Source organism: Craurococcus roseus (assembly GCF_039523795.1).
GTDB lineage: Bacteria > Pseudomonadota > Alphaproteobacteria > Acetobacterales > Acetobacteraceae > Craurococcus > Craurococcus roseus.
On sequence record NZ_BAAAFZ010000024.1, the window covers coordinates 15845 to 40753 of the forward strand.

General features: G+C 71.0%; 22 protein-coding genes. 19 read left to right on the forward strand and 3 right to left on the reverse strand.

Annotation, left to right across the window (positions count from 1 at the left end; all coding sequences use genetic code 11):
* The first annotated feature begins 18 nt into the window (after positions 1–18).
* From topA to rpmG, 4 genes are all read left to right on the forward strand, one after another.
* Positions 19–2886: a type I DNA topoisomerase gene (topA, locus tag ABD067_RS10145; protein WP_343895153.1), complete on the forward strand. Its 2868-nt coding sequence runs from the start codon at positions 19–21 to the stop codon at positions 2884–2886.
* Between the two features lie 2 nt (positions 2887–2888).
* Positions 2889–5108 (forward strand): ribonuclease R, encoded by a 2220-nt coding sequence (gene rnr, locus ABD067_RS10150; RefSeq protein WP_343895154.1) that lies wholly within the window; start codon positions 2889–2891, stop codon positions 5106–5108.
* A gap of 74 nt (positions 5109–5182) precedes the next feature.
* Positions 5183–6625 carry a S41 family peptidase gene (locus ABD067_RS10155; protein WP_343895155.1) on the forward strand — a complete coding sequence of 481 codons (1443 nt, stop codon included), beginning with the start codon at positions 5183–5185 and terminating at the stop codon, positions 6623–6625.
* Between the two features lie 87 nt (positions 6626–6712).
* A complete protein-coding gene (gene rpmG / locus ABD067_RS10160) occupies positions 6713–6880 on the forward strand; it encodes a 50S ribosomal protein L33 (RefSeq protein ID WP_343895156.1) in 168 nt (55 codons plus the stop codon).
* A gap of 18 nt (positions 6881–6898) precedes the next feature.
* Here the strand turns inward: rpmG and ABD067_RS10165 are convergent, their stop codons facing one another.
* Positions 6899–8263 carry a PleD family two-component system response regulator gene (locus ABD067_RS10165; RefSeq protein ID WP_343895157.1) on the reverse strand — a complete coding sequence of 455 codons (1365 nt, stop codon included), beginning with the start codon at positions 8261–8263 and terminating at the stop codon, positions 6899–6901.
* A 143-nt stretch (positions 8264–8406) separates the two neighbouring features.
* Here ABD067_RS10165 and ABD067_RS10170 point away from each other — a divergent pair, with 143 nt between their 5' ends.
* Positions 8407–9018, forward strand: a complete 612-nt coding sequence (locus tag ABD067_RS10170) for a class I SAM-dependent methyltransferase (protein ID WP_343895158.1) — start codon at positions 8407–8409, stop codon at positions 9016–9018.
* Positions 9019–9441: 423 nt separating this feature from the next.
* On the opposite strand, the gene ABD067_RS10175 is transcribed toward ABD067_RS10170, so the two are convergent.
* The gene (locus ABD067_RS10175; protein WP_343895159.1) at positions 9442–10050 is read right to left on the reverse strand and encodes a glutathione binding-like protein; all 609 of its coding nucleotides are present in this window, start codon (positions 10048–10050) and stop codon (positions 9442–9444) included.
* A 200-nt stretch (positions 10051–10250) separates the two neighbouring features.
* Complete coding sequence (locus ABD067_RS10180) at positions 10251–11435, reverse strand: pyridoxal-phosphate-dependent aminotransferase family protein (RefSeq protein ID WP_343895160.1); 1185 nt, start codon at positions 11433–11435, stop codon at positions 10251–10253.
* 135 nt (positions 11436–11570) lie between these two features.
* Between ABD067_RS10180 and ABD067_RS10185 the strand changes: the two genes are divergently transcribed.
* The 14 genes from ABD067_RS10185 to ABD067_RS10250 all read left to right on the forward strand — a co-directional run bounded on the left by ABD067_RS10185 (position 11571) and on the right by ABD067_RS10250 (position 24902).
* On the forward strand, positions 11571–11822 hold the full coding sequence (locus tag ABD067_RS10185; RefSeq protein ID WP_343895161.1) for a hypothetical protein: 252 nt from the start codon (positions 11571–11573) through the stop codon (positions 11820–11822).
* Positions 11819–12115 carry a tripartite tricarboxylate transporter substrate-binding protein gene (locus ABD067_RS10190; RefSeq protein WP_343895162.1) on the forward strand — a complete coding sequence of 99 codons (297 nt, stop codon included), beginning with the start codon at positions 11819–11821 and terminating at the stop codon, positions 12113–12115. Before ABD067_RS10185 ends, ABD067_RS10190 begins: the two co-directional genes overlap by 4 nt.
* Positions 12040–12492: a tripartite tricarboxylate transporter substrate-binding protein gene (locus tag ABD067_RS10195; RefSeq protein WP_343895163.1), complete on the forward strand. Its 453-nt coding sequence runs from the start codon at positions 12040–12042 to the stop codon at positions 12490–12492. The genes ABD067_RS10190 and ABD067_RS10195 overlap by 76 nt, the downstream gene beginning before the upstream one ends.
* 77 nt (positions 12493–12569) lie before the next feature.
* The gene (locus tag ABD067_RS10200; RefSeq protein ID WP_343895164.1) at positions 12570–15500 is read left to right on the forward strand and encodes an FAD-binding and (Fe-S)-binding domain-containing protein; all 2931 of its coding nucleotides are present in this window, start codon (positions 12570–12572) and stop codon (positions 15498–15500) included.
* A 354-nt stretch (positions 15501–15854) separates the two neighbouring features.
* Positions 15855–16046, forward strand: coding sequence for a Flp family type IVb pilin (locus ABD067_RS10205; RefSeq protein WP_343895165.1), 192 nt, complete (start codon positions 15855–15857; stop codon positions 16044–16046).
* Between the two features lie 103 nt (positions 16047–16149).
* Positions 16150–16671, forward strand: a complete 522-nt coding sequence (locus ABD067_RS10210) for an A24 family peptidase (protein WP_343895166.1) — start codon at positions 16150–16152, stop codon at positions 16669–16671.
* Positions 16672–16685: 14 nt separating this feature from the next.
* Positions 16686–17558, forward strand: a complete 873-nt coding sequence (cpaB, locus tag ABD067_RS10215; protein ID WP_343895167.1) for a Flp pilus assembly protein CpaB — start codon at positions 16686–16688, stop codon at positions 17556–17558.
* 140 nt (positions 17559–17698) lie between these two features.
* The gene (locus ABD067_RS10220) at positions 17699–19120 is read left to right on the forward strand and encodes a type II and III secretion system protein family protein (protein WP_343895168.1); all 1422 of its coding nucleotides are present in this window, start codon (positions 17699–17701) and stop codon (positions 19118–19120) included.
* An 8-nt stretch (positions 19121–19128) separates the two neighbouring features.
* Positions 19129–19437: a hypothetical protein gene (locus tag ABD067_RS10225; protein WP_343895169.1), complete on the forward strand. Its 309-nt coding sequence runs from the start codon at positions 19129–19131 to the stop codon at positions 19435–19437.
* Positions 19424–20641, forward strand: coding sequence for an AAA family ATPase (locus ABD067_RS10230; RefSeq protein ID WP_343895171.1), 1218 nt, complete (start codon positions 19424–19426; stop codon positions 20639–20641). The genes ABD067_RS10225 and ABD067_RS10230 overlap by 14 nt, the downstream gene beginning before the upstream one ends.
* Positions 20641–22074, forward strand: coding sequence for a CpaF family protein (locus ABD067_RS10235; protein WP_343895172.1), 1434 nt, complete (start codon positions 20641–20643; stop codon positions 22072–22074). Before ABD067_RS10230 ends, ABD067_RS10235 begins: the two co-directional genes overlap by 1 nt.
* Positions 22075–22076: 2 nt before the next feature.
* Complete coding sequence (locus tag ABD067_RS10240; RefSeq protein ID WP_343895174.1) at positions 22077–23048, forward strand: type II secretion system F family protein; 972 nt, start codon at positions 22077–22079, stop codon at positions 23046–23048.
* 8 nt (positions 23049–23056) lie between these two features.
* Positions 23057–23992, forward strand: a complete 936-nt coding sequence (locus ABD067_RS10245; RefSeq protein WP_343895175.1) for a type II secretion system F family protein — start codon at positions 23057–23059, stop codon at positions 23990–23992.
* Position 23993: 1 nt separating this feature from the next.
* Positions 23994–24902: a tetratricopeptide repeat protein gene (locus ABD067_RS10250; RefSeq protein WP_343895176.1), complete on the forward strand. Its 909-nt coding sequence runs from the start codon at positions 23994–23996 to the stop codon at positions 24900–24902.
* The last annotated feature ends 7 nt before the right edge of the window (positions 24903–24909 follow it).

Consider the following 24909-nt stretch of genomic DNA (forward strand, 5'->3'; position numbering starts at 1 on the left):
ACCAGGACCCGGAGTCCCATGCCCGACGTAGTCGTCGTCGAATCACCCGCCAAAGCCAAGACCATCAACAAGTACCTCGGCCGGGACTTCACCGTGCTGGCGTCCTTCGGCCACGTGCGCGACCTGCCCCCGAAGGACGGCTCCGTCCGCCCGGAGGAGGACTTCGCCATGGACTGGGAGTCCGAGGACCGCGGCGAACGGCAGGTGAACGAGATCGCCCGGGCGCTGCGCGGCGCCCGCCGCCTGTTCCTCGCCACCGACCCGGACCGCGAGGGCGAGGCCATCTCCTGGCACGTGCGGGAAATGCTGGCCCGGAAGGGCGCGCTGAAGGGGGTCGAGGTCAACCGAATCACCTTCAACGAGATCACCAAGCGCGCGATCCAGCACGCCATTGCCCACCCGCGCGACTTGGACGCGCCGCTGATCGACGCCTACATGGCGCGCCGGGCGCTGGATTACTTGGTCGGCTTCACCCTCTCGCCCGTGCTGTGGCGCAAGCTGCCGGGCAGCCGGAGCGCCGGGCGCGTGCAGTCCGTCGCGCTGCGCCTGATCTGCGAGCGCGAAGCGGAGATCGAGGCGTTCCGCGCCCGGGAATACTGGACGGTGGAGGGCCGCTTCACCACGCCGCAGGGCGCGCCCTTCACCGCCCGGCTGACCCACCTCGATGGCCGGAAGCTCGAGCAGTTCGACCTGCCGGACGAGGCCTCGGCGATGCGCGCCAAGGCCGCGGTCGAGGCGGGCGAGTTCAGCGTCCTCTCCGTCGAGAAACGCCGCGTCCGGCGCAACCCGCCGCCGCCCTTCACCACCTCCACCCTCCAGCAGGAGGCGTCGCGCAAGCTGGGCATGGGCGCGCAGCAGACCATGCGCACGGCCCAGCAGCTCTACGAGGGCGTGGACATCGAGGGCGACACCGTCGGCCTCATCACCTACATGCGGACGGACGGCGTGCAGATGGCGCGGGAGGCGGTCACCGCCATCCGCGGCCATGTCGGGGATGCGTTCGGCCCCGACTACGTGCCCGCGGCGCCGCGCGAATACAGCAGCAAGGCCAAGAACGCCCAGGAGGCGCACGAGGCGATCCGCCCGACCGACGTGCGGAACACGCCGGAGCGCGTGGCCCGCTTCCTCGACGACCGGCAGCGGCGCCTCTACGAGCTGGTGTGGAAGCGCGCCGTCGCCAGCCAGATGCAGTCGGCCGAGCTGGACCAGACCGCGGTGGACCTGGCCGACGCGGCGGGCCGCACGCGGCTGCGCGCCACCGGCTCGGTGATCGCCTTCGACGGCTTCCTCAAGCTCTACCGCGAGGACCTCGACGACAGCGAGGCGGACCGCCGCGCCGGCCTGCTGACCGGCGCCAAACCCGGCGAGGACGAAGACACCCGGACCCTCCCGCCCATGCGCGAGAAGGACCCGTTGAAGCGCGGCGAGGTTTCGGCGCACCAGCACTTCACCCAGCCGCCGCCGCGCTACTCGGAAGCGAGCCTGGTCAAGCGGATGGAGGAGTTGGGCATCGGCCGCCCCTCCACCTACGCCTCCATCCTGCAAGTCTTGCAGGACCGGAACTACGTCACGCTGGAGAAGCGGCGGTTCCAGCCGGAGGACCGCGGCCGGCTCGTCACCGCCTTCTTGGTGGCTTTCTTCGAGCGCTACGTGGACACCGGCTTCACCGCCGGGCTGGAGGAGCAGCTCGACGACATCTCCGGCGGGCGCATCGCCTGGCGGGAGGTGATGCGGCAGTTCTGGGACGATTTCTCCCGCGCGGTGGGCGCCACCAAGGACCTCAAGATCAGCGACGTGATCGACGCGCTGGACGAGGAGCTGGGGCCGCACTTCTTCCCCGGCCGCGCCGACGGCACCGATCCGCGCGCCTGCCCGGCCTGCGCCGGCGGGCGGCTCGGATTGCGGCTCGGGCGGTCGGGCGCCTTCGTCGGCTGCTCCAACTACCCGGAATGCCGCTACACCCGGCCGCTCGCCGTGCCGGGGGCGGAGGGCGAGAACGCCTCCACGCTCAACGAAGGGCAACGCGAGCTGGGGACCGATCCGGCCACCGGCCAGAACGTCACCCTCCGGCGCGGCCCTTACGGCTTGTACGTGCAGCTTGGTGAAGGCGGCACGGACGAGAAGGGCAAGCCGACCAAGCCGCGCCGCGCCAGCCTGACGCGGGACATGGCCCCCGAGACGCTGGACCTCGACCGGGCTTTGGCGCTGCTGTCCCTGCCTCGCGTGGTGGGCCGCGACCCGGAAACGGGCGGCGAGATCACCGCCGGCATCGGCCGGTTCGGCCCGTACATCCGCCTCGGCACCGCCTACCAGTCCTTGGAGCCGGGCGACGACGTGCTGACGCTCGGCATGAACCGCGCCATGGACCTGCTGGCGAAGGCGCGGGCCAAGGTGCGCCCGCTCGGCGCCCACCCGCAGGACGGGCAACCGGTCGAAATCCGCAAGGGTCGCTTCGGCCCCTACGCGCAGCACGGCAACCGCGTCGCCAACCTGCCGCGCAACGTGGAGATGGAAGAGGTCACGCTCGACCAAGCGGTGCAGCTCCTGGGCGAGAAGGGCAAGGAACTGGCGCCGAAAGGCGCCAAAGGCCGGCGCGGCAAGGCGGCCGCCGGGAAGTCGGGTGCCGGAGCGGCGGGCAAGACGAACGGCGCGGCGGCCGCCGAGGCCGCTCCCGCGGCCCGCAAGCCGCCAGCGGCCGGCAAGGTCGCAGCGCGCAAGGCGGCGCCCGCCAAGCCTGCGCGGGAAGCCACCGGCAAGTCCTCCTCGGCCAAGCCGGCCGTGCGAGCTGCCAAGCCGGCGACCACGGCCCGGCCCGCGGCGGCGACGCGGAAGCCGGCGGCAACCAAGGCCAAAGCCACGGCGGCGCGCGGCAAGGGCAAAGCCTGAGCATGGCGCGCCGGCCGTCCGGTCCTCCCGCCGGGCCGGCGCCTCTCCCCTCGAAGGAGGAACTGCGCCGTTTCCTCCGTGCCGCGACGGGACGCGTCGGCAAGACGGAGATCGCCCGGCACTTCGGCCTTTCCACCGACCAGCGCCCGGCGCTCCGCGACCTGCTGCGGTCGCTGAAGGAGGACGGCTCCGTTGCGCCCGCCGGGCGGCGCGGGGTGGCGGCGCCCGGCCGGTTGCCCGAGATGGCGGTGGTCGAGGTGTTCGGCACCGACCCGGACGGCGACCCGCTCGCACGGCCGGTGTCCTGGCCGGAGGGGAGCGGGCGGCCTCCCCTGGTGCTGATGCGGCCGGAACGTCCGGGGCAGCCGGCGCTGGCGCCCGGCGAGCGGGTGCTGGCGCGGCTCAAGTACATCGGCGCCGGCCGCTACGAGGGCCGCACCTTCAAGCGGATCGGCTCCGCCGCGCCGCTCCGCATCCTGGGCGTCTACGAGCACGGCCGCATCGAGCCCACCGACCGGCGGCAGCGCGCCGACTGGACGGTGCCGGAGCACGAGCGGCACGGCGCCGAGCCGGGCGAGATCGTGCTCGCCGAGCCGTTGCCGGCGCGCGCGCTCGGCCCCCGCCCGGCGCGGGTGGTCGAGCGCCTGGGACGGGTGGACGACGCGCGCGCCGTCTCCCTCATCTGCATCCACACCCACGGCATCCCCGACCGCTTCCCGCCGGAGGCGCTGGCCGAGGCCGAGGCGGCGCGAGCCGTCCCCCTCGACGGGCGGGAAGACCTGCGCGGCGTGCCGCTCGTCACCATCGACGGCGAGGACGCGCGCGACTTCGACGACGCAGTGTTCGCGGAGCGGGACGGCGACGGCTGGCGCGTGCTGGTCGCCATCGCGGACGTGGCGCACTACGTCCGGCCCGGGAGCGCGCTCGACCGCGAGGCGCGGGAGCGCGGCAACAGCGTCTATTTCCCGGACCGCGCCGTGCCGATGCTGCCGGAGGCGCTGTCCAACGGCTGGTGCAGCCTGAAGCCGCGCGAGGACCGCGGCTGCTTGTTCGTGGAGATGCGCTTCGACGCGAGTGGCAAGAAGACCGGCCACCGCTTCGGCCGCGGCCTGATGCGCAGCGCCGCCCGCCTCACCTACGAGCAGGCGCAGGCGGCGATGGACGCCGGCACGGACCCGGACGGCGTGCCGGCAGGCGGGATGCCGGCGCTGAATGGCGCCTTCCGCGCGCTGCTGGCGGCGCGGGAGGAGCGCGGGACGCTGGACCTGGAGATGCCGGAACGGCGCGTGCTGCTGGATGAGGCGGGCCGCGTGACGGCCGTGGTGCCGCGGGCGCGGCTCGACGCGCACCGTTTGATCGAGGAGTTCATGGTCGCCGCCAACGTCTGCGCGGCGGAGGAGCTGGAGCGCCGGCGCCAGCCCTGCATGTACCGCGTCCACGACCAGCCCTCGGCCGAGAAGCTGGAAGGGCTGCGGCAGTTCTTGGAAACCTTCAGCATCTCCCTGCCGCCGGCGGGGCAGGTCCACCCGCGCTCGTTTTCCCACGCGCTGTCCATCGTCCGGGGGCGGCCGGAGGAGCGGCTGGTGCACGAGGCGGTGCTGCGCGGGCAGTCGCAGGCGGCCTACCACCCGGAGAACATCGGCCATTTCGGCTTGGCCTTGCAGCGTTACGCCCACTTCACCAGCCCCATCCGCCGCTACGCCGACCTCGTGGTGCATCGCGCGCTGATCAGCGGCCTGCGCCTCGGCCCGGACGGGTTGGGCGAGGCCGAGGCGGAGCGCCTCCCGGACATCGCCGAGCACATCACCCGCACAGAGCGCCGGGCCGCGGCGGCGGAGCGCGACGCGGTGGACCGCTACCTCGCGGCGCACATGGCGCACCGGATCGGAAACCACTTCGACGCGCGCGTTTCGGGGGTGACACGCTTCGGCCTCTTCGTCACGCTGGACGAGAACGGCGCGAGCGGGATCGTCCCGCTCGGGTCGCTGCCGGACGACCGATGGACAGAGGACGAGGGCGGGCGCGCGCTGGTGGGCCGGAGGACGGGGCTGCGCTTCACCCTGGGACAGGCGGTCGAGGCGAGGCTGGCGCAGGCGGACCCGCGCACCGGCAGCCTTGTGTTCCACGTGCTCGGTGGAGCGGGTTCGCCGGCTTCAGGCGGCGGTCGCGGTCGTGGCGCCGCCCGCGCCGCCCCGGGCCGGGGACCTCGTCGGCGCTCCTGATCCTCCTTCTGCTGTTCGCGCATCCGGCGCGGGCGGAGGAAGCGGCCGATTTCCCGCGCGCCAGGGTGGAAGCGGTGCTCGCCACCGCCTTGGGCGCCGTGCTGGAACGCCACATCGAGGGCGCGCCGCCGGCCAGCCTCGCCTTTTGGAGCCTCCGCGGCTTGGAGGTGTTAGAGCCCGCGCTGCGCCCGGAGCTGCGTGGCGACGTTTTGGTGCTCGGCGCCGGGTCGGAGCGGCCGCTCGCGGTCCGTGTCCTGCCTGCCGTGGCACCGACGGCGGCCCCCGAAACCGCGGCGCCCGCCCTGGCTCACGCCCTCGTGGCCATGTTCGACGCGGCCTGGCGGACGTCCCCGGCCTTGCGGCGCGTCGGGCCGGAGCGGATGCTGCGCAGCGCCTTCGACGAGCTGTTCGACCACCTCGACCCGCACAGCCGTTACCTGACGCCGGAAGAGGCGTTGGCGGCCCGCATCCGACGTGTCGGGCAGGCGGGGCTTGGCCTGCGGCTTGGCGTGGCGGGCGGCCGTGGCGGCGCGCGCGGTGTGGTCGTGGCGGCGCTTTCGCCGGACGGGCCGGCGGCGGCGGCCGGGCTACGGGTCGGAGACCGGGTCGTGGCCGTGGACGGTGTGCCCGTCTCGGGGCGCGACCTCGGCTTCGCCGCGACCCTCCTCGAAGGCCCGGCCGAAACCGAGGTGGAAATCCGGATCGAACGGGCTGGCCGTCGCCGGGCGGTGTTGCTGCGGCGGATCGCGGCGCCGGCGTCCCCCGTCCGGGCCGAAACGCGCGACGGGGTGCTCTGGCTGCGCATCGAAGCCTTCGCCGACACCACCGACGAACGTTTGGCTGACGCCCTCTTCGCAGGCTCGGGAGCGGCGCGCGGCGTGGTGCTGGACCTGCGCGGCAACCGCGGCGGTTTGCTGAGCCAGGCGGTGGCGGTGGCGAGCGCCTTTCTCCCGGGCGGCACGGTGGCCTTGACCGCGGGGCGGCACCCGGACGCGGCGCGGCTTTGGCAGGCGAACGGGCCGGACCTCGCGGAAGGCCTGCCCGTGGTGGTGCTGGTGGACGGACGTTCGGCATCGGCCGCCGAGATCGTTGCGGCGGCGCTGGGGGACCGTGGCCGAGCGGTGGTCGTCGGCAGCGTCACCACCGGAAAAGGGTTGATCCAGGCCGTCGTGCCGTTGCCGAACGGCGGCGAATTGCTGGTCACGTGGTCGCAGGTGCTCGGCCCGGGTGGGCGGCCGATCCAAGGCATCGGCGTGCTGCCAACGGTATGCACCAGCCTCGGGACGGACGCCCTGGCCGAGAACTTGGCGCGCCTGCGCCGGGACGAGCCGCCGGTGGCCATGGCCCCGGCCCGTCCTCGCGCCCTCCGCACGCCGCCGCCTACTCCCTTGTCATCCGCCGAGATCGCCGCCTTGCGCGCGTCCTGCCCGCCGGCCGAGGGCCGCGACGCCGATGTGGCAGCGGCGCGAGCATTGCTGGACTCGCCGAACGCCTATGCCGCCGCGCTGGCGCGATGACCGTTCCCGCTTGACGCGCCCGCGCGCGGCGTTAGCTTCCTGCGCCACCATTTACACGCACACGCTCAAGGACCGGGACACGCCGCCATGGCCAAGTCAAACACCATCCAGATCAGGTTGGTCAGCAGCGCCGAGACGGGCTACTTCTACGTCACGAAGAAGAACGTCCGGAACAGCACCGGCAAGCTTGAGATGAAGAAGTACGATCCGGTTGTGCGCAAGCACGTCGTCTTCCGCGAAGCCAAGATCAAGTAGAGTGGCGACGCCCCCTACTTAGTCCTTGCTTTGCGCCGCCCGCGCCGGCGCGACCTCCACCCTGTTCCGTCCCAGCGACTTGGCCCGGTAAAGCGCAACGTCCGCCGCGGCGATGGCCTCGGAAGCGCTCACGCCGGTCGGCGTTATCGCCAGTCCGACGCTCACCGTGACGCTCACCTCGCCTTGGCCGGTCGGTATGGGCGTCCGTTCCAGTGCTGCGCGGAGGCGCTCGGCGATGGCAACCGCTTCCTCAGGCGGCGCGTCGGCCAGCACCACCAGGAACTCTTCCCCGCCGAAGCGCGCCACCACGTCGGCGGCGCGGAGCTGCGAACGGAGGCGTTCGGCGACCTCCTGCAGCACCTTGTCGCCTCCGGCGTGGCCGTGGCCGTCGTTGATGGCTTTGAAGCGGTCCACGTCGATCATCATAACCGCCACGTCGCCGGCGCGCAGCGCGGCTTCGAGGTGGTGTTGGACGAAGCGGCGGTTCCGCAGGCCCGTGAGCGGGTCGCTGACTGCCAACTCCAACGAGCGGTCGAGGTCGGTTCGGAGGCGCTCCTCGTAGCGTCGCCGGCGGATCTGGTTGCGCGCCCTGGCGCGTAGTTCGTTGCCGTCGACCGGTCGCAGGACGTAGTCGCTGGCGCCGATCTCGAAGCCGCGCAAGACGAGATCGCGCTGCGCCGGATCGGCGACCAGCAGCACCGGGAGGTCCCGCGTGGCGTGTTGGGCCTTCATGCGCGAGGCGAACCGGAGGTGCTCCATGCCCGTCGCGGGCAGGCACAAGATGGCCAGGTCGAAGCGGCCCGTAGTCAATGCCGCTTCGGCCTCCTCCGGCCGGCTCACCAGGGCCGGCACGGCGCCGTCCGCCACCAGGCAGGAGCCCACCTCCGCCGCTTCGGCGTCATCGGCGAGCACCAGCACCGCGCTCCCGGCCACCGCCGCCTCGGGAGTGACGGGCGGTTCCACCCCGAGTTGCCGTGCGATTTCGGCCCGCAGGCGCCAAGCGTCCTGCACCTGCTTCACGCGCAGAAGGGCGCGCAGCCGGGCGAACAGCGTCACGTCGTCGACCGGCTTCGACAGGAAGTCGTCCGCGCCGGCCTCCAAGCCCCGGACACGCTCCGAACGGTCGATCAGCGCGGTGACCATGACCACAGGGATATGCGCGGTGCCGGGGTTGGCCTTCAGGGCCCGGCAGGTCTCGAAGCCGTCCATTTCCGGCATCATGACGTCGAGCAGAATCACGTCCGGCGACCATTGGGCGGCCACGGCCAGCGCTTCGGCTCCGCTCGCCGCCATGGTCACCTCGAAGAACTCAGCCGCGAGCTTCGCTTCGAGAAGGCGGCGATTCACCGGGATGTCGTCCACCACGAGCACGCGCGCGCTCATGTGACGCACCTGTGAAGTTTCGCCGTTGCAGAGCGCCTCGTACCGGGCCCGGCCTGTGCCGTCTCCAATGCGACGCCTAGAAGGGTTGCCGGCCGGTTCGGACCGGTCGGAGGCAATCCAGCGGCAACACCAAGGAGTGGGGCATGTCGGGTGTCACGGTCGGCGGGACGGGGCGGAGGTTTGGGTCCAACGCGACGCTCTTCTTCCGCCGTTGGCTCGCGAACCCGTTGCAGATGGGTTCCGTCGTTCCTTCCTCGCCGGCCTTGTGCCGCCGCATCGCCGCGCTGGTCGAGCGGTCGCCGGGCGAAGCGGTGTTGGAACTCGGGGCGGGCACAGGCGTGGTGAGCCGCGCCTTGCTGGACTCGGGCGTCCCGCCGGAACGACTCCTCGTCGTCGAGATCGTCCCGGACATGGCCAGCCATCTCCGCCAAGTCCTGCCGGGGGTGGACGTGCTCTGCGGCGACGCCTTCGATCTCGGCCGGGTGCTGCCGAAACGCTGGCACGGGCGGATCGGAACTGCGATCTGCGGCATACCCCTGGTGCTGCTGCCCACAGAACAGCAGAAGCGCTTCGTGAACGCCGTTGACGCCGTGGCGCCGGGCCGCGGGTTCCTCCTCTACACCTACTGTGTCACCTCGCCCTTGCCGTACCGCAGGCTCGGCTTGGCCGCGAGGCGCGAGGCCTGGACGCCCTGGAACCTGCCGCCGGCAAGCGTCTGGCGTTATCGGCAGAACGACGCTGGTGTCCATTCCTGAAGCCAGTTCATGGTGGCGACTGCTTTTTGGTAAGCACCTTGGTTGGCACTCTACTAAAAGTTTCGCTTCCGATGTGAGGAAACGTACTGTCCGAGGGGTGATGCATACCCGCTCGGGAACGCGTTGCGAACGTGCATCAGAGTGTTGACCGACCCTGCCACACCTGCGTGGAGAAGAAAGCAACTTTCGCCCGCTCACCCATGATCGGAGCCGTGGCTCACGGGTGTGGTGGGGCTCCCCGGTCACGAAGCGCATTTCGTTACAAGACAAAGTTTGTTTGAAGCTGGATTGTTGCCTGGCGACTACAGAGGGGTGGGCTTCGGTCTCCAAACCCCGGCCTCTTGAAGCCACACCCGTTTGCGGAGCACAGGACCCGAAAGGATGGCTTTGCCACTCCCGCCCGGGACGCGCCTTGCAACTAAGCTACCTCACGGCGAACTGCGTCTTCCCGAACATGTTCTCCCGCTCGGCATCCGTCATGGATCCCTGGCGGTGACAATCGGCAAGCACCGCCACGCCGCGCTGCACCGCCGGCCGCGCCGCAATCGCGGCGTGCCACCGCTTCACGGCCGGGTACACGGCCAAGTCCATGCCGCGCCGGTCCGCGTTGCGGATCCACGGGAAGGTGCAGACGTCAGCTATTGAATAGCCCTGGCCGGCGAGGAACGCGCTCTCGCCAAGCCGCTTCTCCAGCACGCGGTGCAGGCGTGCCACCTCGTTGGTGTAACGCTCGACGGCGTAGGGCAGCTTCTCGGGCGCGTAGTTGGCGAAGTGGTTGTACTGGCCGAACATGGGTCCCACCCCGCCCACTTGGAACATCACCCATTGCAGGCAGCGGTACTGTTCTGCGCGGTCGCGCGGCAGCAGGGCGCTGCCGGCCTTCTCGGCGAGGTAGATGAGGATGGCGCCGCTCTCGAAGAGCGGGAACGGCCCACCGCTTGGCCCATCGGGGTCCACAATAGCCGGGATGCGGTGGTTCGGCGTGACGGCCAGGAATTCCGGCTTGAACTGGTCGCCGGCGCCGATGTTCACCGGCACCACTCGTAAGGCAGGCCCAGTTCTTCGAGCATGATGTGGGCCTTGTGGCCGTTGAACGTCGGCCAGGTCCAGACCCGGATGGGCTTCCGCGACGTCGAAGCGTCGGTCGCCATGCGTGCTCGCCCCCCTGTTCGCGGCAGAGTTGGGTCGGGCGCGTGGCTCCGCAACCGCGCGTGCCCCGCCTCCCTTCCCCGTCAGGCGTTGCCCGCGAGGTACTCCATCGCCGCCTGGACGCCGCCCGGCTTGTGCGGGACGCCGGCCGCGCGCAGCCCCATTTCCACGCCGCCCAGCGTGCCGACCAGTTGCAGATCGCCGAAGTCACCCAGGTGGCCGATGCGGAACACCCGGTCCTTGAGCGGCCCGAGGCCGTTGCCGAGGCTCATGTTGTGCCGCTCCAGGATCGTGGCGCGGAGCGCGTCGGCACTGTGCCCCTCCGGCACCCGAACCGCGGTCAGGCTGGAGGAGTAGTGCCGCGGCTCCTCGCACTGGATCTCCAGCCCCCAGGCGCGCACGGCCCGGCGGGTCGCTTCCGCGTGGCGGTCGTGGCGGGCGAAGACGTTGTCCAGCCCCGCCTCCGCGAGCATGTCCACCGCCGCGTCCAGCCCGTACAGCAGGTTGGTGGCCGGCGTGTAGGGGAAGTAACCGGTCTCGTTCGCGGCCAGCATCGCCCGCCAGTCCCAGAAGGAGCGCGGCAGCTTCGCGTCTTCCGACGCCTTCAGCGCCTTGGCCGAAACCGCGTTGAAGGACAGGCCGGGCGGCAGCATCAGCCCCTTCTGGCTGCCCGCCACCGTGACGTCCACGCCCCATTCGTCGTGCCGGTAGTCGATGGAGCCGAGCGAGGAAATGGTGTCCACCAGCAGCAGCGCCGGGTGGCCGGCGGCGTCGATCGCCTTGCGGACCTCGTCGATGCGGGAGGTGGCGCCGGTGGAGGTCTCGTTGTGGACCACGCAGACCGCCTTGATCGCGCGCTCCTTGTCCTCCCGCAGCCGGGTCTCGATTTGGGCGGGATCGGCGCCGCGGCGCCAGTCGCCCGCCAGGAACTCCGGCCGGAGCGTCAGGCGCTCCGCCATCTCCCGCCAAAGGGTGGCGAACCAACCCGTTTCGCACATCAGCACGCGGTCGCCGGGCGACAGCGTGTTCGCCAGCGCCGCCTCCCAAGCGCCCGTGCCGGATGCCGGGTAGATCACCACGTGCGAGGCGGTGCGAAAAACGGTCCGCGCCTTTTCCAGGAGCGCCTTGCCGAAGCGGCCAAACTCGGGGCCGCGGTGGTCCATGGTGGGGTTGTCCATAGCCCGTAGCACGCGGTCCGGCACGTTGGTGGGACCGGGGATCTGGAGGAAGTGCCGACCGGCCGTCGGCTTGGTTTCCACGTAGGCCATGGGTGCTCCTGTCGGTTCCGATCCGTCTACCCCCGGCGGGCGTGCCGGCCAATGGCCCCGGGGCGGCCTGGCGCCTCAGTTGCAGGGGCCGCAACCCCTTTCCTAAAATCCGGCCGACGCGAGGGAGGATGGTGCGTGTTCCGCGAGCGCGCCCGGGCGATCGCCGCCGCTTGCCTGTCGGCCGCCGCGTGGGCCGTCCCGCCTGCCAGGGCGCAGGCCCCGATCGCCATCGTGACCAGCTTCGGCTCCGCGTCCGCCGCCGGCATCGTGGCCCGGCTGCTCGCCACCGAGTTCACGCCGATTCTCGGAGCGCCAGTGGTGGCGAAGAACACGACGGCCGCGCGCGCCCAGACGGGGAGACGCTGCTGTTCTCGCCGATCGGCTTGATCGCCATCCAGCCGAGCTTCATGCGGAACGCCGGCTACCGCGCCACCGACTTGGCGCCGGTCTGCATGGTGAACAAGGCGCCGCTGGCGATGATGACACCGCTCGTCTCCGGGCTTCGGACGGTGGCCGACGTGTTGGCCCGTGCGCGGGCCGAGAACGGCCGGATGCCCTACGGCACCACCCGCATGGGCACGACGCCGCACCTCAGCATGGTGATGTGGGCGCGCGCCGCCGAGGTGGGCCTGAGCCACATAACCCACCGCGGCCCGGCCGACCTGATGGTGGCCTCCTAGCGGGGCAGCGTCCTAATCATGAACGACCACCGTTCCTCGGTCCGCGCCAGCGGGCTGCACGCCATCGCCGCGCTGTCCGCCGAGCGGCTGCCCGCCCCCCCCCCGACACCCCGACCATGGGCGAAGCCGGGTTCCCGATCGAGATGTCGATCTGGCACGGCCTGTTCGCGCCCGCGGCGACACCGACCCAGACGATCGCCCGCATCGAGGCCGCTTGCGAGCGCGCGGTGCGTGCGCCGGCCGTGATTCAGGGGCACGAGCGCATCCGGACCCCGGTCGTCCAACTCAACGTCCGCGACTTCAGCGCCGCCGTCGCCCGCGACGTCGAGACCACGCGGCGCGTCATCGAGGAAAACGGCTTGCGCCAAGCCGAGTGAGCCGTGGGCCGACGGGGCGCGCTCCGGGACGGGAAGGGCTATATGTCCCGGCCACCCCAACCCGCCGGTAGACCGCCATGAACATGATGAACCGCCCCGTCGCCCTCGGCGATCCGCGCTTGGCCCGGCGCCTCGCGCGCGAAACCGAGGGCGAGGTGCTGTTCGGGGCCGGGGACCGGGGCCGCTACGCGACGGACGCCTCCATCTACCAGATCGAGCCGGTGGGCGTGCTGGTACCCAGGCGGTTGGAGGACGTCGAGGCGGCGATTGCGATCTGCCGCGAAGAGGGCGTGCCGGTGTTGCCGCGCGGCGCCGGCACCAGCCAGTGCGGCCAAACCGTCAACCGCGCCCTGGTCATCGACTGCACCAAGCACCTGCGGCGCGTGCTCTCGGTGGACGCGGAGGCCGGCGTCGCCCGCGTCGAGCCGGGCATCACCCTCGGCGCGCTGAACGACGCGCTCAAGCCGCACGGGCGCTTTTTCCCGGTGGACCCTTCCACCTGGGCGCGCTGCACCATCGGCGGCATGGCCGGCAACAACTCCTGCGGCGCCAAGTCCATCCGCTACGGGCTGATGGCGGACAACGTGCTGGGCATCGACGCGCTGCTGGCGGACGGCTCGCGGTTCCGCTTCGGCGACCTGCCGGACATCCTCGGCGCCGATGTGCCGGCGGGCGCGGCCGACCTCGTCCAGAGGCTGCGGGCGCTCGGCGCGCGGGAGGCGGACGAGATCGCGGCGCGCTTCCCGCCCCAGCTCCGGCGCGTCGGCGGCTACAACCTCGACGCGCTGACGCCGGCCGCGCGCGCCGCCGGGCGCGGCAACCTGGCGCGGCTGCTGGTGGGGAGCGAAGGCGGCCTCGCCTTCTCGGCGGCACTGGATCTCAAGCTCTGGCCGATCAAGCCGCGCAAGGTGCTCGGCATCTGCCAGTTCCCGACCTTTCGCGCGGCGATGGAGGCGGCGCGGCACCTGGTCGCGCTCGACCCGGAGGCGGTGGAACTCGTGGACCGGACGATGATCGACCTCGGCCGGTCCATCCCGATCTACCGCGCCACCATCGACCGCATGGTACGGGGCGAGCCGGACAGCCTGCTCATCGTCGAGTTCCACGGGCACGAGGAGGAGCCGCTGCTGCGCGGCCTCGATCGGCTGGAGGAGATGATGGGCGACCTCGGCCACCGGGACGCTGTGGTGCCCGCCACCGACGCAGGCTTCCAGGCCGCCATCGCCGAGGTGCGCGAGGCCGGGCTGAACATCATGATGTCCATGAAGGGTGACGGCAAGCCGGTCTCCTTCATCGAGGACTGCGCGGTGGACCTCGACCACCTGGCCGACTTCACCGAGAAGCTGAACGAGGTGTTCGCCAAGCACGGCACGAAAGGCACTTGGTACGCCCACGCTTCCGTCGGCTGCCTGCACGTCCGGCCGGTGCTGAACATGAAGGACCCGGCGGAGGTGCGGACGATGCGCGCCATCGCCGAGGAGTGCTTCGCCCTGGTCCGCGAGTACAAGGGCTCGCACAGCGGCGAGCACGGCGACGGCATCGTCCGTAGCGAATTCAACGAGCCGATGTTCGGCGCCCGCCTCACCCGCGCCTTCGAGGCGGTGAAGGACGCCTTCGACCCGCGCGGCTTGCTCAACCCCGGCCGCGTGGTGCGGGCCCCGCGGATGGATGACCGAAGCCTGTTCCGGTACGGGCCGGGCTATGCGGCCGATCCGAAGGTGGCGCCGGCGCTCGACTGGTCGGCTTGGCCCGGTCCGCAAGGCGGGCTGCTCGGCGCGGTCGAGATGTGCAACAACAACGGCACCTGCCGCAAGCCGAACCCGGACGTGATGTGCCCGAGCTACCGGGCGACGCGCAACGAGCGCGACCTGACGCGCGGGCGCGCGAACACCTTGCGGCTCGCTTTGACGGGCCAGCTCGGGCCGGAGGCCCTGGCGTCCGACGAGGTGGCGGCGGCGCTGTCGCTCTGCGTCTCCTGCAAGGCGTGCAAGCGGGAATGCCCGACGGGCGTGGACATGGCCAAGATGAAGATCGAAGCCATGCACGCGCGGGCCAAGGCGCGCGGCGTCTCGGCCAAGGACCGGCTGGTCGCGGAGCTGCCGCGTTGGGCGCCCTTCGCGGCGCGGGTGCCCTTCCTGGCCAACGCGCGGAACACGGTGCCGGGCCTCGCCACCTTGGCCGAACGGGCGCTGGGCTTCGCCGCGGCCCGCCGCCTGCCCCGTTTCCGCCGCGACGCCTTCCGCGACGACGAGTTGCCGGCGCCGACCGGGCGGGGGGGCGAGGTGATCCTCTACCCGGACCCGTTCAACCGCTACTTCGAGCCCGAGAACCTCCGCGCCGCCGTCCGGGTGCTCCGGGCAGCGGGCTACGAACCCGCCCTCGCAAGGCCGCCGCAGGGCCGTCGCCCGCTCGACAGCGGCCGCACCTACCTGGCGGCGGGCATGGTGGATGAGGCCCGGGCGGAGGCGCGGCGGACCCTCCACGCGCTCGGCCGCTTCGGCTCGCCGGTGGTTGGGATCGAGCCTTCTGACCTGTTCACCCTCCGCGACGAGTTCCTGTCGCTGTTGCCCGGGGAAGAGACGCGGCGCTTGGCGGCCCGGGCGGTGCTGCTGTCGGAACTCATCGCCAGGGAGAAGCCCCGGCTGGCGCTGCGCCCAGTGGCGCCGGCGGCGCACATCCACGGCCACTGCCACCAGAAGAGCTTCTCGGCCTTTCCGGCGGCTGTGGCGACGCTGGCCCTGGTGCCAGGGCTGAAGGTGCTGCCGATCGCGTCCTCCTGCTGCGGCATGGCGGGGAGCTTCGGTTACGAAGCAGCCAACCAAGAGGCGTCGCGGGCCATGGCGGAACTGTCGCTGTTGCCGGCCGTGCGCGCGGTGCCCGAAGGAGAACTGGTGGTGGCCGACGGCACCTCCTGCCGCCATCAGATCGCCGACCTCGGCGGGGGGCGGGAAGCCCTGCACAGCGTGCGCGTGTTGGACATGGCGTCAAGCGGTCGAGACGACGTATGACCGGCGGTTGAAGCCGCCCCCGCCCCAACCTGTGTGGTTTGCAGGGTGGAACGCCTGAGGCGAGTCTTTCAAGAGGTTGGGTGCCAGCGGCTCCGGACCGCGGCTGGCCATCTTTCATTAAAGATTGTGTATCAATAACTTAGCGGAAACCGCTGCCTCGCAGGACGCATCGGCAACGTCTCTTTCGTTTCGGATTACCTTTTTTTTCGAAACTAAAACTTGACGCTACCAACACAATCTTTAGTTTCGCCTTCGGAAGCGATGGTTGATCGATCGTCACTTCCTTCTCAACCGGGGCGCGCTTTACCGAGAGCGTGTGACACCCCACCGACCGAGCCTGAACGGAGAAAGCAGATGATCGACAACGCCAAGCAGATGATCAACACCGTCAAGTCCTGCGTCCAGTCCGCCGCCGCCGACCGCAAAGGCGCCACGGCCATCGAGTACGCGCTGATCGCGGCCGCCGCCGCGGCGGTCATCCTGGTCGGCTTCCGCGCCTTCTTCGACCGGATCATCGCCTTCCTCGGCGGCATCTCCTTCGTCTGAAACCGCTGCCCACTGCTCCAAAGGGACGAGTCCGGGGCGCGCAGCCCCGGACGCGGCCCCGCCGGGCAGGCGCGCGGGCCCCGCGAGGAAAGGAGCGAGCGTTATGGCGACGGCCGTTTTCGCATGCGCGCTTGGTGCTTCCGCCCTCCTACTCTTCGCCGCTTGGTGTGACCTTGCGACTCGGACCATCCCTGACGGCCTGAGCGTCGGCATCGCCGCCCTCGGTTTGCTGGCCCGCTCCACGGAGGGCCCGGCTTCGGTGGCCGCGTCGCTCCTGGTGGCGGCCGTCCTCTACTACGCGGTCTTCGTCCCCTTGCACGCGTTCAGCGCGCTCGGCGGCGGCGACGCGAAGCTGCTGACCGCATCGGCGATCGGCCTCGCCCCGCTCGCCACCTTCGACCTCCTAGTGTCCACCGTCATGGCCGGCGGCGCCCTCAGCCTCCTCTACCTGAGCCTGCGCCTGCTCCCACGCCCCCTCCCCCTGCCGCCGCAGCCGCATGCTTGGCGCGCCAGCCGGATCCTTTCACTCGAACGACGCCGGTTCAACCGGCGCGGCCCGCTCCCATACGCGGTGGCCATCGCCGTTGGCGGCATTTTCACCTTGATGAAGCCTTTCGGAGCCTGAGCATGATCATCCGGATGACCATCGCGGGCGCGCTCGTCCTTTCAGCGGGCGGCCTCGGCATCGCGTTCCTGGCGAGCAGGCCTGCCCCGGTGACGGTGGTCGAGGCGCCGCCCACGCCCACGCCCGAGCCGCCGGTCGCGCCCTCGGCCAAGGTCGCTTTGCTCGTGGCCGCGCGCCCGCTGTCCGCCGGCACCCTCGTAAAGGACGAGGACTTCGTGGTGCGCGAGGTGGCGCCCGGGAGCGTGCCCGAGGGAGGCATGCTCCAGTCCGAAGAGTCCAGGGTGGAGCTGCGCGGCGCCCTGCTCCGTCGCTACCTGGACGCTGGGGCCACCATCGTCAGCGGCGACGTGCTCCGCCCGCGCGACCGAGGCTTCCTGGCCGCGGTGCTGAGGCCGGGCCATCGCGCCATCGCAGTCGGCGTGAACGCCATCACCGGAGCCGCGGGCCTCATATGGCCCGGCGACCAAGTGGACCTGATCCTGACGCAAGAGATGGACGCCGCCTCCGCTCCCGTGTCCCGCCGCATCGTCGGTGAAACGGTGCTGAACAACGTCCGGGTCATCGCCGTGGACCAGCACTTCACCCAGGGCGCCTCGGCCGGGCTGTTGGCCACCGGCGGCAACAACCAGCGCGAGGTCGCAAGGACCGTCACGCTCGAAGTTCAACCCGATCAGGCGGAGCGCGTCGCCGTCGCGGAGCGCCTCGGCCGCCTTTCACTGACCGTTCGTTCCATGGAGCAATCGGCCGAGCAAGCGTCGCCCGACGCCGCTCCGACATCGATCTTCGGCGCAGATGTCTCACCGGCACTTTCTCGTTCTGGACCTGCTATTGGATCGCGAATTCGTGTTATTCAAGGTTCCGACTCTCAGGAGGTAACTTTCCGGTGATCAGGGCTCTTCCCCTCGCCTGCCTCGCCACGACGCTTGTCGCGGGCCAAGCGTCGGCCCAGGCCATCGGCGCCCCGCCGCTGCCTTCCCGGCCGGACTCCCTTGCGCAAGCCGGAACCGTGCCGTTGCAATCGGCTCCGATGCCGCCCGGCGCCTTCCAGGCGACGCCATCCGCACCGTTGCCGGTGCTGATAGAAACCGGCAGCGGCCGTCTCCTCACCCTTCCCGCGCCGGCTTCCACCGTGATCGCCGCCGATCCGAAGGTGGCGCGGGTTCAGCCGGCCTCGCCCACCAGCATCTTCGTCATGGGCGTTTCTGCGGGCCGCACCACCATCATGACCACGGCCGAGGATGGCACGGCCATCGCGGAATACGCGGTAACGGTTCGGTCAGGAAATCAAACAGAAGCCGCAGCGCAGCCCGGGGCGGCGCCATTGGCGCCAGCGAAGCCCGCGCGCCCGACGGCGGCGGCGCTCGAGGCCGCCTTGAAGCAGATGTCCCGCGGCGCCAGCGCTTTGCAGGTGCGTTCCGTGCCGAACGGTTACGTCCTCAGCGGAACGGTGGCGACAGCGGCGGAAGCCCAGCGCGTGGAGACCATGGCGCGCGGCTTCTTGTCCGACGACCAGAAGATCCTGAACGAAGTCGAAATTCTATCCACCGTCCAGGTCAACCTGCGCGTCCGGGTGATGGAGATTTCGCGAGAGGTCACGCGCAACCTGGGCTTCAACTGGCAAGCGCTCGCGGCGACAGGAAACTTCGTCCTCGGCCTCAAGTCCGGCGCTTCGGCCGCCTACGCCGTCAACTCTATCCTTGCCGGTTCCACCTCCATCGGCGGCGCCCCGAATCGGTTCGCGGTGGGCGCCTCCAGCGCCGGTCGATACGATGTCAACTCCATCATCGACGCGTTGGCGCAGGACCGGCTGGCGACCATCCTCGCCGAACCGAACCTGACGGCGCAGTCCGGTGAAACGGCGAGCTTCCTCGCGGGAGGCGAGTTCCCTGTCCCGGTGGGAGCGTCCCTCACGGGCACGATAACCATTCAGTTCAAGCAGTTCGGCGTCAGCTTGGCCTTTGTGCCCATCGTGCTCGGCCCCGACCGGGTAAACCTGCGCGTCCGGCCGGAGGTCAGCGAACTGACGGACAACGGCGCGGTCAACCTGCCACTCGCCGGCGGCACCGTCCGCATCCCGGCCTTGTCGGTTCGTCGCGCCGAAACGACCATCGAGCTCGGTAGCGGTCAGAGCTTCGCCATCGCCGGCCTGTTGCAGCGGTCCACCGCCCAAGTGGCGGACGGCATAGCCGGCGTGAGCGAAGTCCCGGTGCTGGGCGCGCTGTTCCGCTCCACCGCTTTCAGGCGGGCGGAAACCGAGTTGGTCATCATCGTCACACCTTACCTCGTACGACCCGTCTCCGACCCCCGCCTCCTCCAAGGGCCCACGGAAGGATTCAAGCCCGCGACCGACCTCGATCGGGTCTTGTTCATGCGCCAGACGGCGCGTGGCGGCGCTTTGGCGCGGCCAGCGACCGCCGTGCCGCAGGATTCTGGTTTCCTCCTGGAGTAGCCGCCGCCATGCCACGTCCCCTCCGCACCTGCCTACTGGCCGCAGCCGCTGCCGCGTCCCTAGCGGCTTGCACGGACGACCCGTTCGAGCGGCCCGGCACCGTCGCCCCGCGCGGCTTCAACGACGCCAACCTGCGCGCCATGGTCGTGGACCCCGCGCACCTGCGCCGCGGCGTGGAAGCGACCACCACCCGCGGCGACGCGGGAGCGAAGCCGGTTGACCTCCTCCGGAGCGGCAAGCGGCCGCCGCTCACGGGCAGCGGTTCCGCCCAGCCCGCGATCAACACCGGCATGGGAGGCTCGAATGGCGGCCAGTGACACCGTCGCCGCGTCGAGGCCCGCCGGCGCCGAGTCCTCGTCGGACCGCGTGCCGTTCCTCGCCTACATCAACGACGACGAGAGCGAGGCGACGCTCCGGATGGGCCTGTCCGACCACCTGGAGTCCATCGCGGTCCGCCGCGGCGGGATCCGGGCCGCCATCCGAGCCCTGGAGCGCGAGCGCACGCCGCGCGTGCTGGTCGTGGACCTCAGCGACGAGGACGACCCCGTCGGCGCCCTCGACGGCCTCGCGGCCGTTTGCGAGCCGGATGTGACGGTCCTCGCCATCGGCAACCAAGGCAACATCGAGTTCTACCGGGAGATCACCCGCGGGCTCGGCGTGTCCGAATACCTGACCAAGCCCCTCACCCGCGACAACGTCGCGCGGCTCTTCGGCGCGCGCGTTGCCGGCCTCGCCGAGCGCCCGTCGCAGCGCGCCGGGCACGTCGTGGCGGTGTGCGGCGTGCGCGGCGGCGTGGGCACCACCACGGTCGCGATCAACCTCGCGCTCCAGGTGGCGGAGCTCACGCGCAGCCACGTCGGCATCCTGGACCTCCACCTCCGCTCCGGGACCGCCGCCACCATGTTGAGCGCGCGGTGCTCCGCCGGCCTTCGCGTCGCGTTGGAGCAGGCCGACCGCGTCGACGCGCTGTTCGTGGACCGCGCCTCGGTGAAGATCTCGGACCGCGTGCGCCTCTTGGCGGCGGACGAAGGCCCCGAGGCCGACGTCGCGCCCACCGCCGAGGGCGTGACGCGCCTCCTCGAACTGCTGCGCACACGGTGCAACATCATCGTGGTCGACCTGCGCTACCCGCCGGGGCCGATGGAACGGCAGGTGCTCGCCGTCGCCCGGCAACGGGTGCTGGTGATGCGCCCCGACGTCGCCAGCGTGCGCGACGTGGCCGCGGCCAAGAAGCTCATGGCGAAGATCCCGAATTCGGCGCCCGTGCTCACCGTGCTCAACCGGGCCGGGTCGCCGGGCGCGCTGAAGACGGCGATGGTCACGGAAGGCCTCGGCTTCGCGCCCGACGTCGTCGTCCCCGACCTGCCCAGGCACCTGCCCCGCGCCGCCAACCTCGGCCGGCCGGCGCTGAAGGACAGCCCCGCTCTGAGCCGCGCGCTTGCCCCGTTGTCGCAGGAGGTCGGCGGCACCCGCGCCGTCAAGGCGGGCTCCTGGTTGGACCGTTTCCGGAAAGGCAAGTGATGAGCGTGTTCGGACGCCGCACCGAAGCACCGCTTCCGCCGCCGCCCGCCGAGCCGGCGAAGGCGCTCGCGCAACCGCCCGCGCAAGGGGCGGAAGCAGGGGCCGCCCCCGTGCCGGCGCCGGCCCGGCCCGCCGCGCGGGGTCCCCGGCCTGAGCCGGAGGTGAAGATCGCCGAGAAGCAGCGCATGCTCACCAAGCTGCGTTCCGAGGTGATGGACCGCATCGACCCGGCGGTCGCCGCGGAACTGCCGCCGGAAGCGCTTCGCAAGCAGCTCGAAGCGGTGGTGCACGAGGTCGCCGAACGGGACCGGCTCCAGCTCACGGCGCGCGAGCAAGCGGAGCTCGCGGAGGAGCTGACGCAGGACATGGTGGGCTACGGCCCGCTCGACCCCTTGCTGAAGGACGAGTCCGTCACCGAGATCATGGTGAACGGACCGAACGCGGTGTTCGTTGAGCGCGCCGGCCTGCTCTCCCAATGGCCGATCAAGTTCCGCAGCCCCGAGCAGGTGACCTCCATCGCGCAGAAAATGGCGGCCGGCGTCGGCCGCCGCGTGGACGAGTCGAGCCCACTGGTCGACTGCCGCCTCCCCGACGGCAGCCGGGTGAACGCGGTGATCCCGCCGCTCGCGATTGACGGCGCCGTCATCACCATCCGCAAATTCTCGAAGAAGAAGATCGACCTCGGCAAGATGGTGGAGTTCGGCTCCATCTCCGAGCAGATGCGCAAGGTGCTCGAGATCGCCGGGCGCTGCCGCCTGAACATCGTGATCTCCGGCGGCACCGGCTCGGGCAAGACCACCCTGATGAACGCGATCAGCCGCTCGATCGAGAACACGGAGCGCATCGTGACCATCGAGGACGCGGCGGAGTTGCAGCTCCAGCAGCCCCACGTCGTGCGCCTCGAGACCCGCCCGCCCAACCTCGAAGGCAAAGGCGAGGTCAACCAGCGCGACCTGATCAAGAACGCGCTCCGCATGCGGCCCGACCGCATCATCGTCGGCGAGGTGCGCGGCCCCGAGGCGCTGGACATGCTCCAGGCCATGAACACCGGCCACGACGGCTCCATCTGCACCGTCCACTCCAACACGCCGCGCGACGCCCTCACCCGCATCGAGAACCTGGTGATGATGGGCACCGCGTCCCTGCCGCCGCGCGCGGTGCGCATCCAGATCACCAACGCCGTGGACCTCATCGTCCAGATCCAGCGCATGCGCGACGGCGGGCGCCGCATCACCCATGTCTCGGAGATCGTCGGCATGGAGGGCGATGTCGTCACCATGAACGACGTCTTCCTCTTCGAGTACACGGGCGACGACTCCAAGGGCCGCATCCAGGGGCGCTGGGTTTCCAGCGGCATCCGCCCGGGATTCGCCGACAGGCTCGACTACTTCGGCCTGCAACCCGCCTGGATGGCGGCCGTCCAGGCGGAATGACCATGCAGAACGGCAACCTCCTCGCCTTGTGCGTCTTCCTGCTCGTCTTCGCGTGCATCGCGTCCGCGATCATGGTGGTGCGCGGCGACTCCGACACCCGCCGCCTCGAAAGCCGGCTGCGCTCCGCCAACGCGGCCGCCGCCGCGTCGACGGGCGCCGCCGGCCCGAAGGTGCCCGCCCGGGACATCCGCCGCAGCGCGGGCGGGTCGCCCTTGGTCCGTGCGTTGGAGAAGTTGGGGCGATCCCGCCACGTGCCGAAGGAGCGCCGGATCGCGTGGCCGCTCGTCGTAGCGGCGGGCGTCGCAGCGGCTGCGGGTGGCAGCTACCTGGGCACCAAGCTGGTCGGCGCGGCGGCGGCGCCGGCCATTGGCCTGCTGGCGGCGCTGTTCTTCGTCCGGGTGCTGTTCCGCATGGAGCGCTCGCGCTACCAGAACATGCTCTTCCTCCAGGTGCCCGACGCCATGGGCCTGATCCTGCGCGCCATCCGCGCCGGCCTGCCCATGGGCGAGGCGCTGGCGAACGTCGCGCGCGAGTTGCCGTCGCCCAGCCGGGAGGAGTTCGCGCAGGTGGTCGGCAACATCGGCATCGGCCAGTCCTTGGACACCGCGCTCCTCGGCCTGGCCGACAGGTCGGGCCTGACCGAATACTACTTCTTCGCCGTCACCGTCGGCCTCCAGGCGCAAACGGGCGGCAACCTCGGCGAAACCATCGACAATCTCGCCGACATGGTGCGCAAGCGCGTGGCCATGGTGGGGCGGGTCAAGGCGCTCACCGGCGAGGCGCGGGCTTCCGCGGTCATTCTCACGTCCCTCCCCTTCGCCATGGGCGCGCTGATCTCCGTGCTCGTGCCGGGCCACCTCACTCCGCTTTACCAAACCGATCTCGGCTTCCGGCTCCTGCTGATCGGTGGGGTGATGCTCGGCACCGGCGTGATGGCCATCCGCTGGCTGATATCGAACGCAGTGAAGGACTGACCGCTCCCATGGACCTGGAAGCTTCGGCCCTCGTCGTCGGCGCGGTGTGCGCGATGATCCTGGCGGCCGCCTGTGTGCTCCTCTACGGGGCGAAGTCCGAGCGCGACATCATGGCCCGCATGCAGGGGACGTCGGCCGGGCCGGTGGCGCCCGCCACGGGAGGCGCGGCCCACCCGGCCGGTTCGGGCGCCCTGCTGGGCATCCTGACGGGCTTGGGCGAGCGCCTCCGCCACAAGGCGATCATGTCCGAGAAGGACATCCTGAACCTCGAACGGTCGCTCATGGCGGCGGGCCTCAACCCGCGCAACGCGGTGCCCTTGTTCCTCGGCGTGAAAGCGGCCCTCGTGGTGACGCTGCCCTTCTTGGGGTACGCCGCTGCCGCGTTCCACGGCACCGAGAACGATCTGGCCGTGGCCGGAGCGTGCGGGTTCGTCGGCCTCATGGCCCCGAACTGGATCCTCGGCTTCATGCGGAAACGCTACGTCAAGGCGCTCAACAAAGGCCTCCCGGACGCGATGGACATGCTCGTGGTCTGCGCCGAGGCCGGCCTCGGCCTGGACAGCGCGGTGGAGCGGGTCGCGCGCGAGATGGCCGGTTCCAACCAAGCGGTGTCGTCGGAGTTCGCGCTGCTCGCCCACGAACTGCGCGTGATGCCCGACCGCCGCCAAGCGCTGACCCGCTTGGCCGACAGGGCGCTGGTGGACCTGCTGAAGAGACTCGCGGCTACGCTCGGACAGACCTTCCGCTTCGGCACGCCTCTGGCTCAGGCGCTGCGCATCCTCGCGGCCGAAGCACGGCAGGACCGCATCGTTCGCCTGGAGAACAAAGCGGCGCAGTTGCCCGCGCTGATGGTGCTGCCGCTGATCCTGTTCATCATGCCCGTTCTTTTCATCGTCCTGGTCGGGCCGGCGGCCATCACGCTCTCATCAGGTTTTGGAGGTTAGGATGCCCCCGCTCACCGCACGCCTCGCGCGGGCATCGCTTGGCGCTCTTTTGCTCGGGTCCCTCGCCGGGTGCGCCGGCAGCGCCAGCAAGACCGGGGCCGACGTCGCGTCTCGCCTACGCATCGCGTCCGTCGCGGAAGCGTCGGGGCAAACCGAGGTTGCCATGTCGGTGCTCGGTTCGCTCGCGAGCTCGGCGCCGGAAAACGTCGACGTGCAGGCGCGCTACGCCCGGGCGCTCGCCCGGGCCGGCAACATCCACGAGGCGGAAGGGGCTGTGTCGCAGGCGCTGCGCCGGAAGCCGGGCGACCCCGTGCTGCTGCTGGAACTCGGCCGGATCCGCCTCCTCGAAGGGAGGGCCGCCGAGGCCGCGGAGGCCTTCGCCGCGGTGAACGCGTCCCGTCCGCGGGAACTGGCGGCAACGCTCGGGCGCGGTATCGCCCAGGACCTGCTCGGCCAGCACGGCGAAGCGCAAGCCAGCTACCGGGCGGTGCTCGCGGCCGACCCGCAGAACCTGCCCGCGCTCAACAACCTGGCGCTCTCCATGGTCCTCGCCGGCGACGCGAGCGGGGCGGTGCCGATGCTGCAGCGCCTTGCAACCCGGAGCGACGCCCCGGCCAGGGTCCGGAACAACCTGTCCGTCGCGCAGGCCGCCGCGAACGACCAAGGCGGCGGCCTGACCCTCGCGGGCGCGGCGCCTCGCAGCCATGACCGAGGATCGCCGCAATCGGCACCGGCATTCACCGCCGCGGCGCCGACCCGAGGAAGGGTCGACGCCCACGCGGCTGCGTCGGCGAGTTCCGCCGCGAGCACGGCGCTTGCGGCCTTCACCGACGGCGTCGTGGCGATGGAGCCGATCCCGGACCAGCCCCGCCGCGCCAAGCCGACGCTTAAGGTGCCGGCCGAGCGTTGAGCGGCGG

What these genes read in the sequence shown, in the direction of transcription:
- topA (WP_343895153.1), top strand. Translation starts at nt 19, where the DNA reads ATGCCCGACGTAGTCGTCGTCGAATCACCCGCCAAAGCCAAGACCATC.
- rnr (WP_343895154.1), top strand. Translation starts at nt 2,889, where the DNA reads ATGGCGCGCCGGCCGTCCGGTCCTCCCGCCGGGCCGGCGCCTCTCCCC.
- rpmG (WP_343895156.1), top strand. Translation starts at nt 6,713, where the DNA reads ATGGCCAAGTCAAACACCATCCAGATCAGGTTGGTCAGCAGCGCCGAG.
- ABD067_RS10165 (WP_343895157.1), bottom strand. Translation starts at nt 8,263, where the DNA reads ATGAGCGCGCGCGTGCTCGTGGTGGACGACATCCCGGTGAATCGCCGC.
- ABD067_RS10170 (WP_343895158.1), top strand. Translation starts at nt 8,407, where the DNA reads ATGTCGGGTGTCACGGTCGGCGGGACGGGGCGGAGGTTTGGGTCCAAC.
- ABD067_RS10180 (WP_343895160.1), bottom strand. Translation starts at nt 11,435, where the DNA reads ATGGCCTACGTGGAAACCAAGCCGACGGCCGGTCGGCACTTCCTCCAG.
- ABD067_RS10200 (WP_343895164.1), top strand. Translation starts at nt 12,570, where the DNA reads ATGAACATGATGAACCGCCCCGTCGCCCTCGGCGATCCGCGCTTGGCC.
- ABD067_RS10205 (WP_343895165.1), top strand. Translation starts at nt 15,855, where the DNA reads ATGATCGACAACGCCAAGCAGATGATCAACACCGTCAAGTCCTGCGTC.
- ABD067_RS10210 (WP_343895166.1), top strand. Translation starts at nt 16,150, where the DNA reads ATGGCGACGGCCGTTTTCGCATGCGCGCTTGGTGCTTCCGCCCTCCTA.
- cpaB (WP_343895167.1), top strand. Translation starts at nt 16,686, where the DNA reads ATGACCATCGCGGGCGCGCTCGTCCTTTCAGCGGGCGGCCTCGGCATC.
- ABD067_RS10220 (WP_343895168.1), top strand. Translation starts at nt 17,699, where the DNA reads ATGCCGCCCGGCGCCTTCCAGGCGACGCCATCCGCACCGTTGCCGGTG.
- ABD067_RS10225 (WP_343895169.1), top strand. Translation starts at nt 19,129, where the DNA reads ATGCCACGTCCCCTCCGCACCTGCCTACTGGCCGCAGCCGCTGCCGCG.
- ABD067_RS10230 (WP_343895171.1), top strand. Translation starts at nt 19,424, where the DNA reads ATGGCGGCCAGTGACACCGTCGCCGCGTCGAGGCCCGCCGGCGCCGAG.
- ABD067_RS10235 (WP_343895172.1), top strand. Translation starts at nt 20,641, where the DNA reads ATGAGCGTGTTCGGACGCCGCACCGAAGCACCGCTTCCGCCGCCGCCC.
- ABD067_RS10240 (WP_343895174.1), top strand. Translation starts at nt 22,077, where the DNA reads ATGCAGAACGGCAACCTCCTCGCCTTGTGCGTCTTCCTGCTCGTCTTC.
- ABD067_RS10245 (WP_343895175.1), top strand. Translation starts at nt 23,057, where the DNA reads ATGGACCTGGAAGCTTCGGCCCTCGTCGTCGGCGCGGTGTGCGCGATG.
- ABD067_RS10250 (WP_343895176.1), top strand. Translation starts at nt 23,994, where the DNA reads ATGCCCCCGCTCACCGCACGCCTCGCGCGGGCATCGCTTGGCGCTCTT.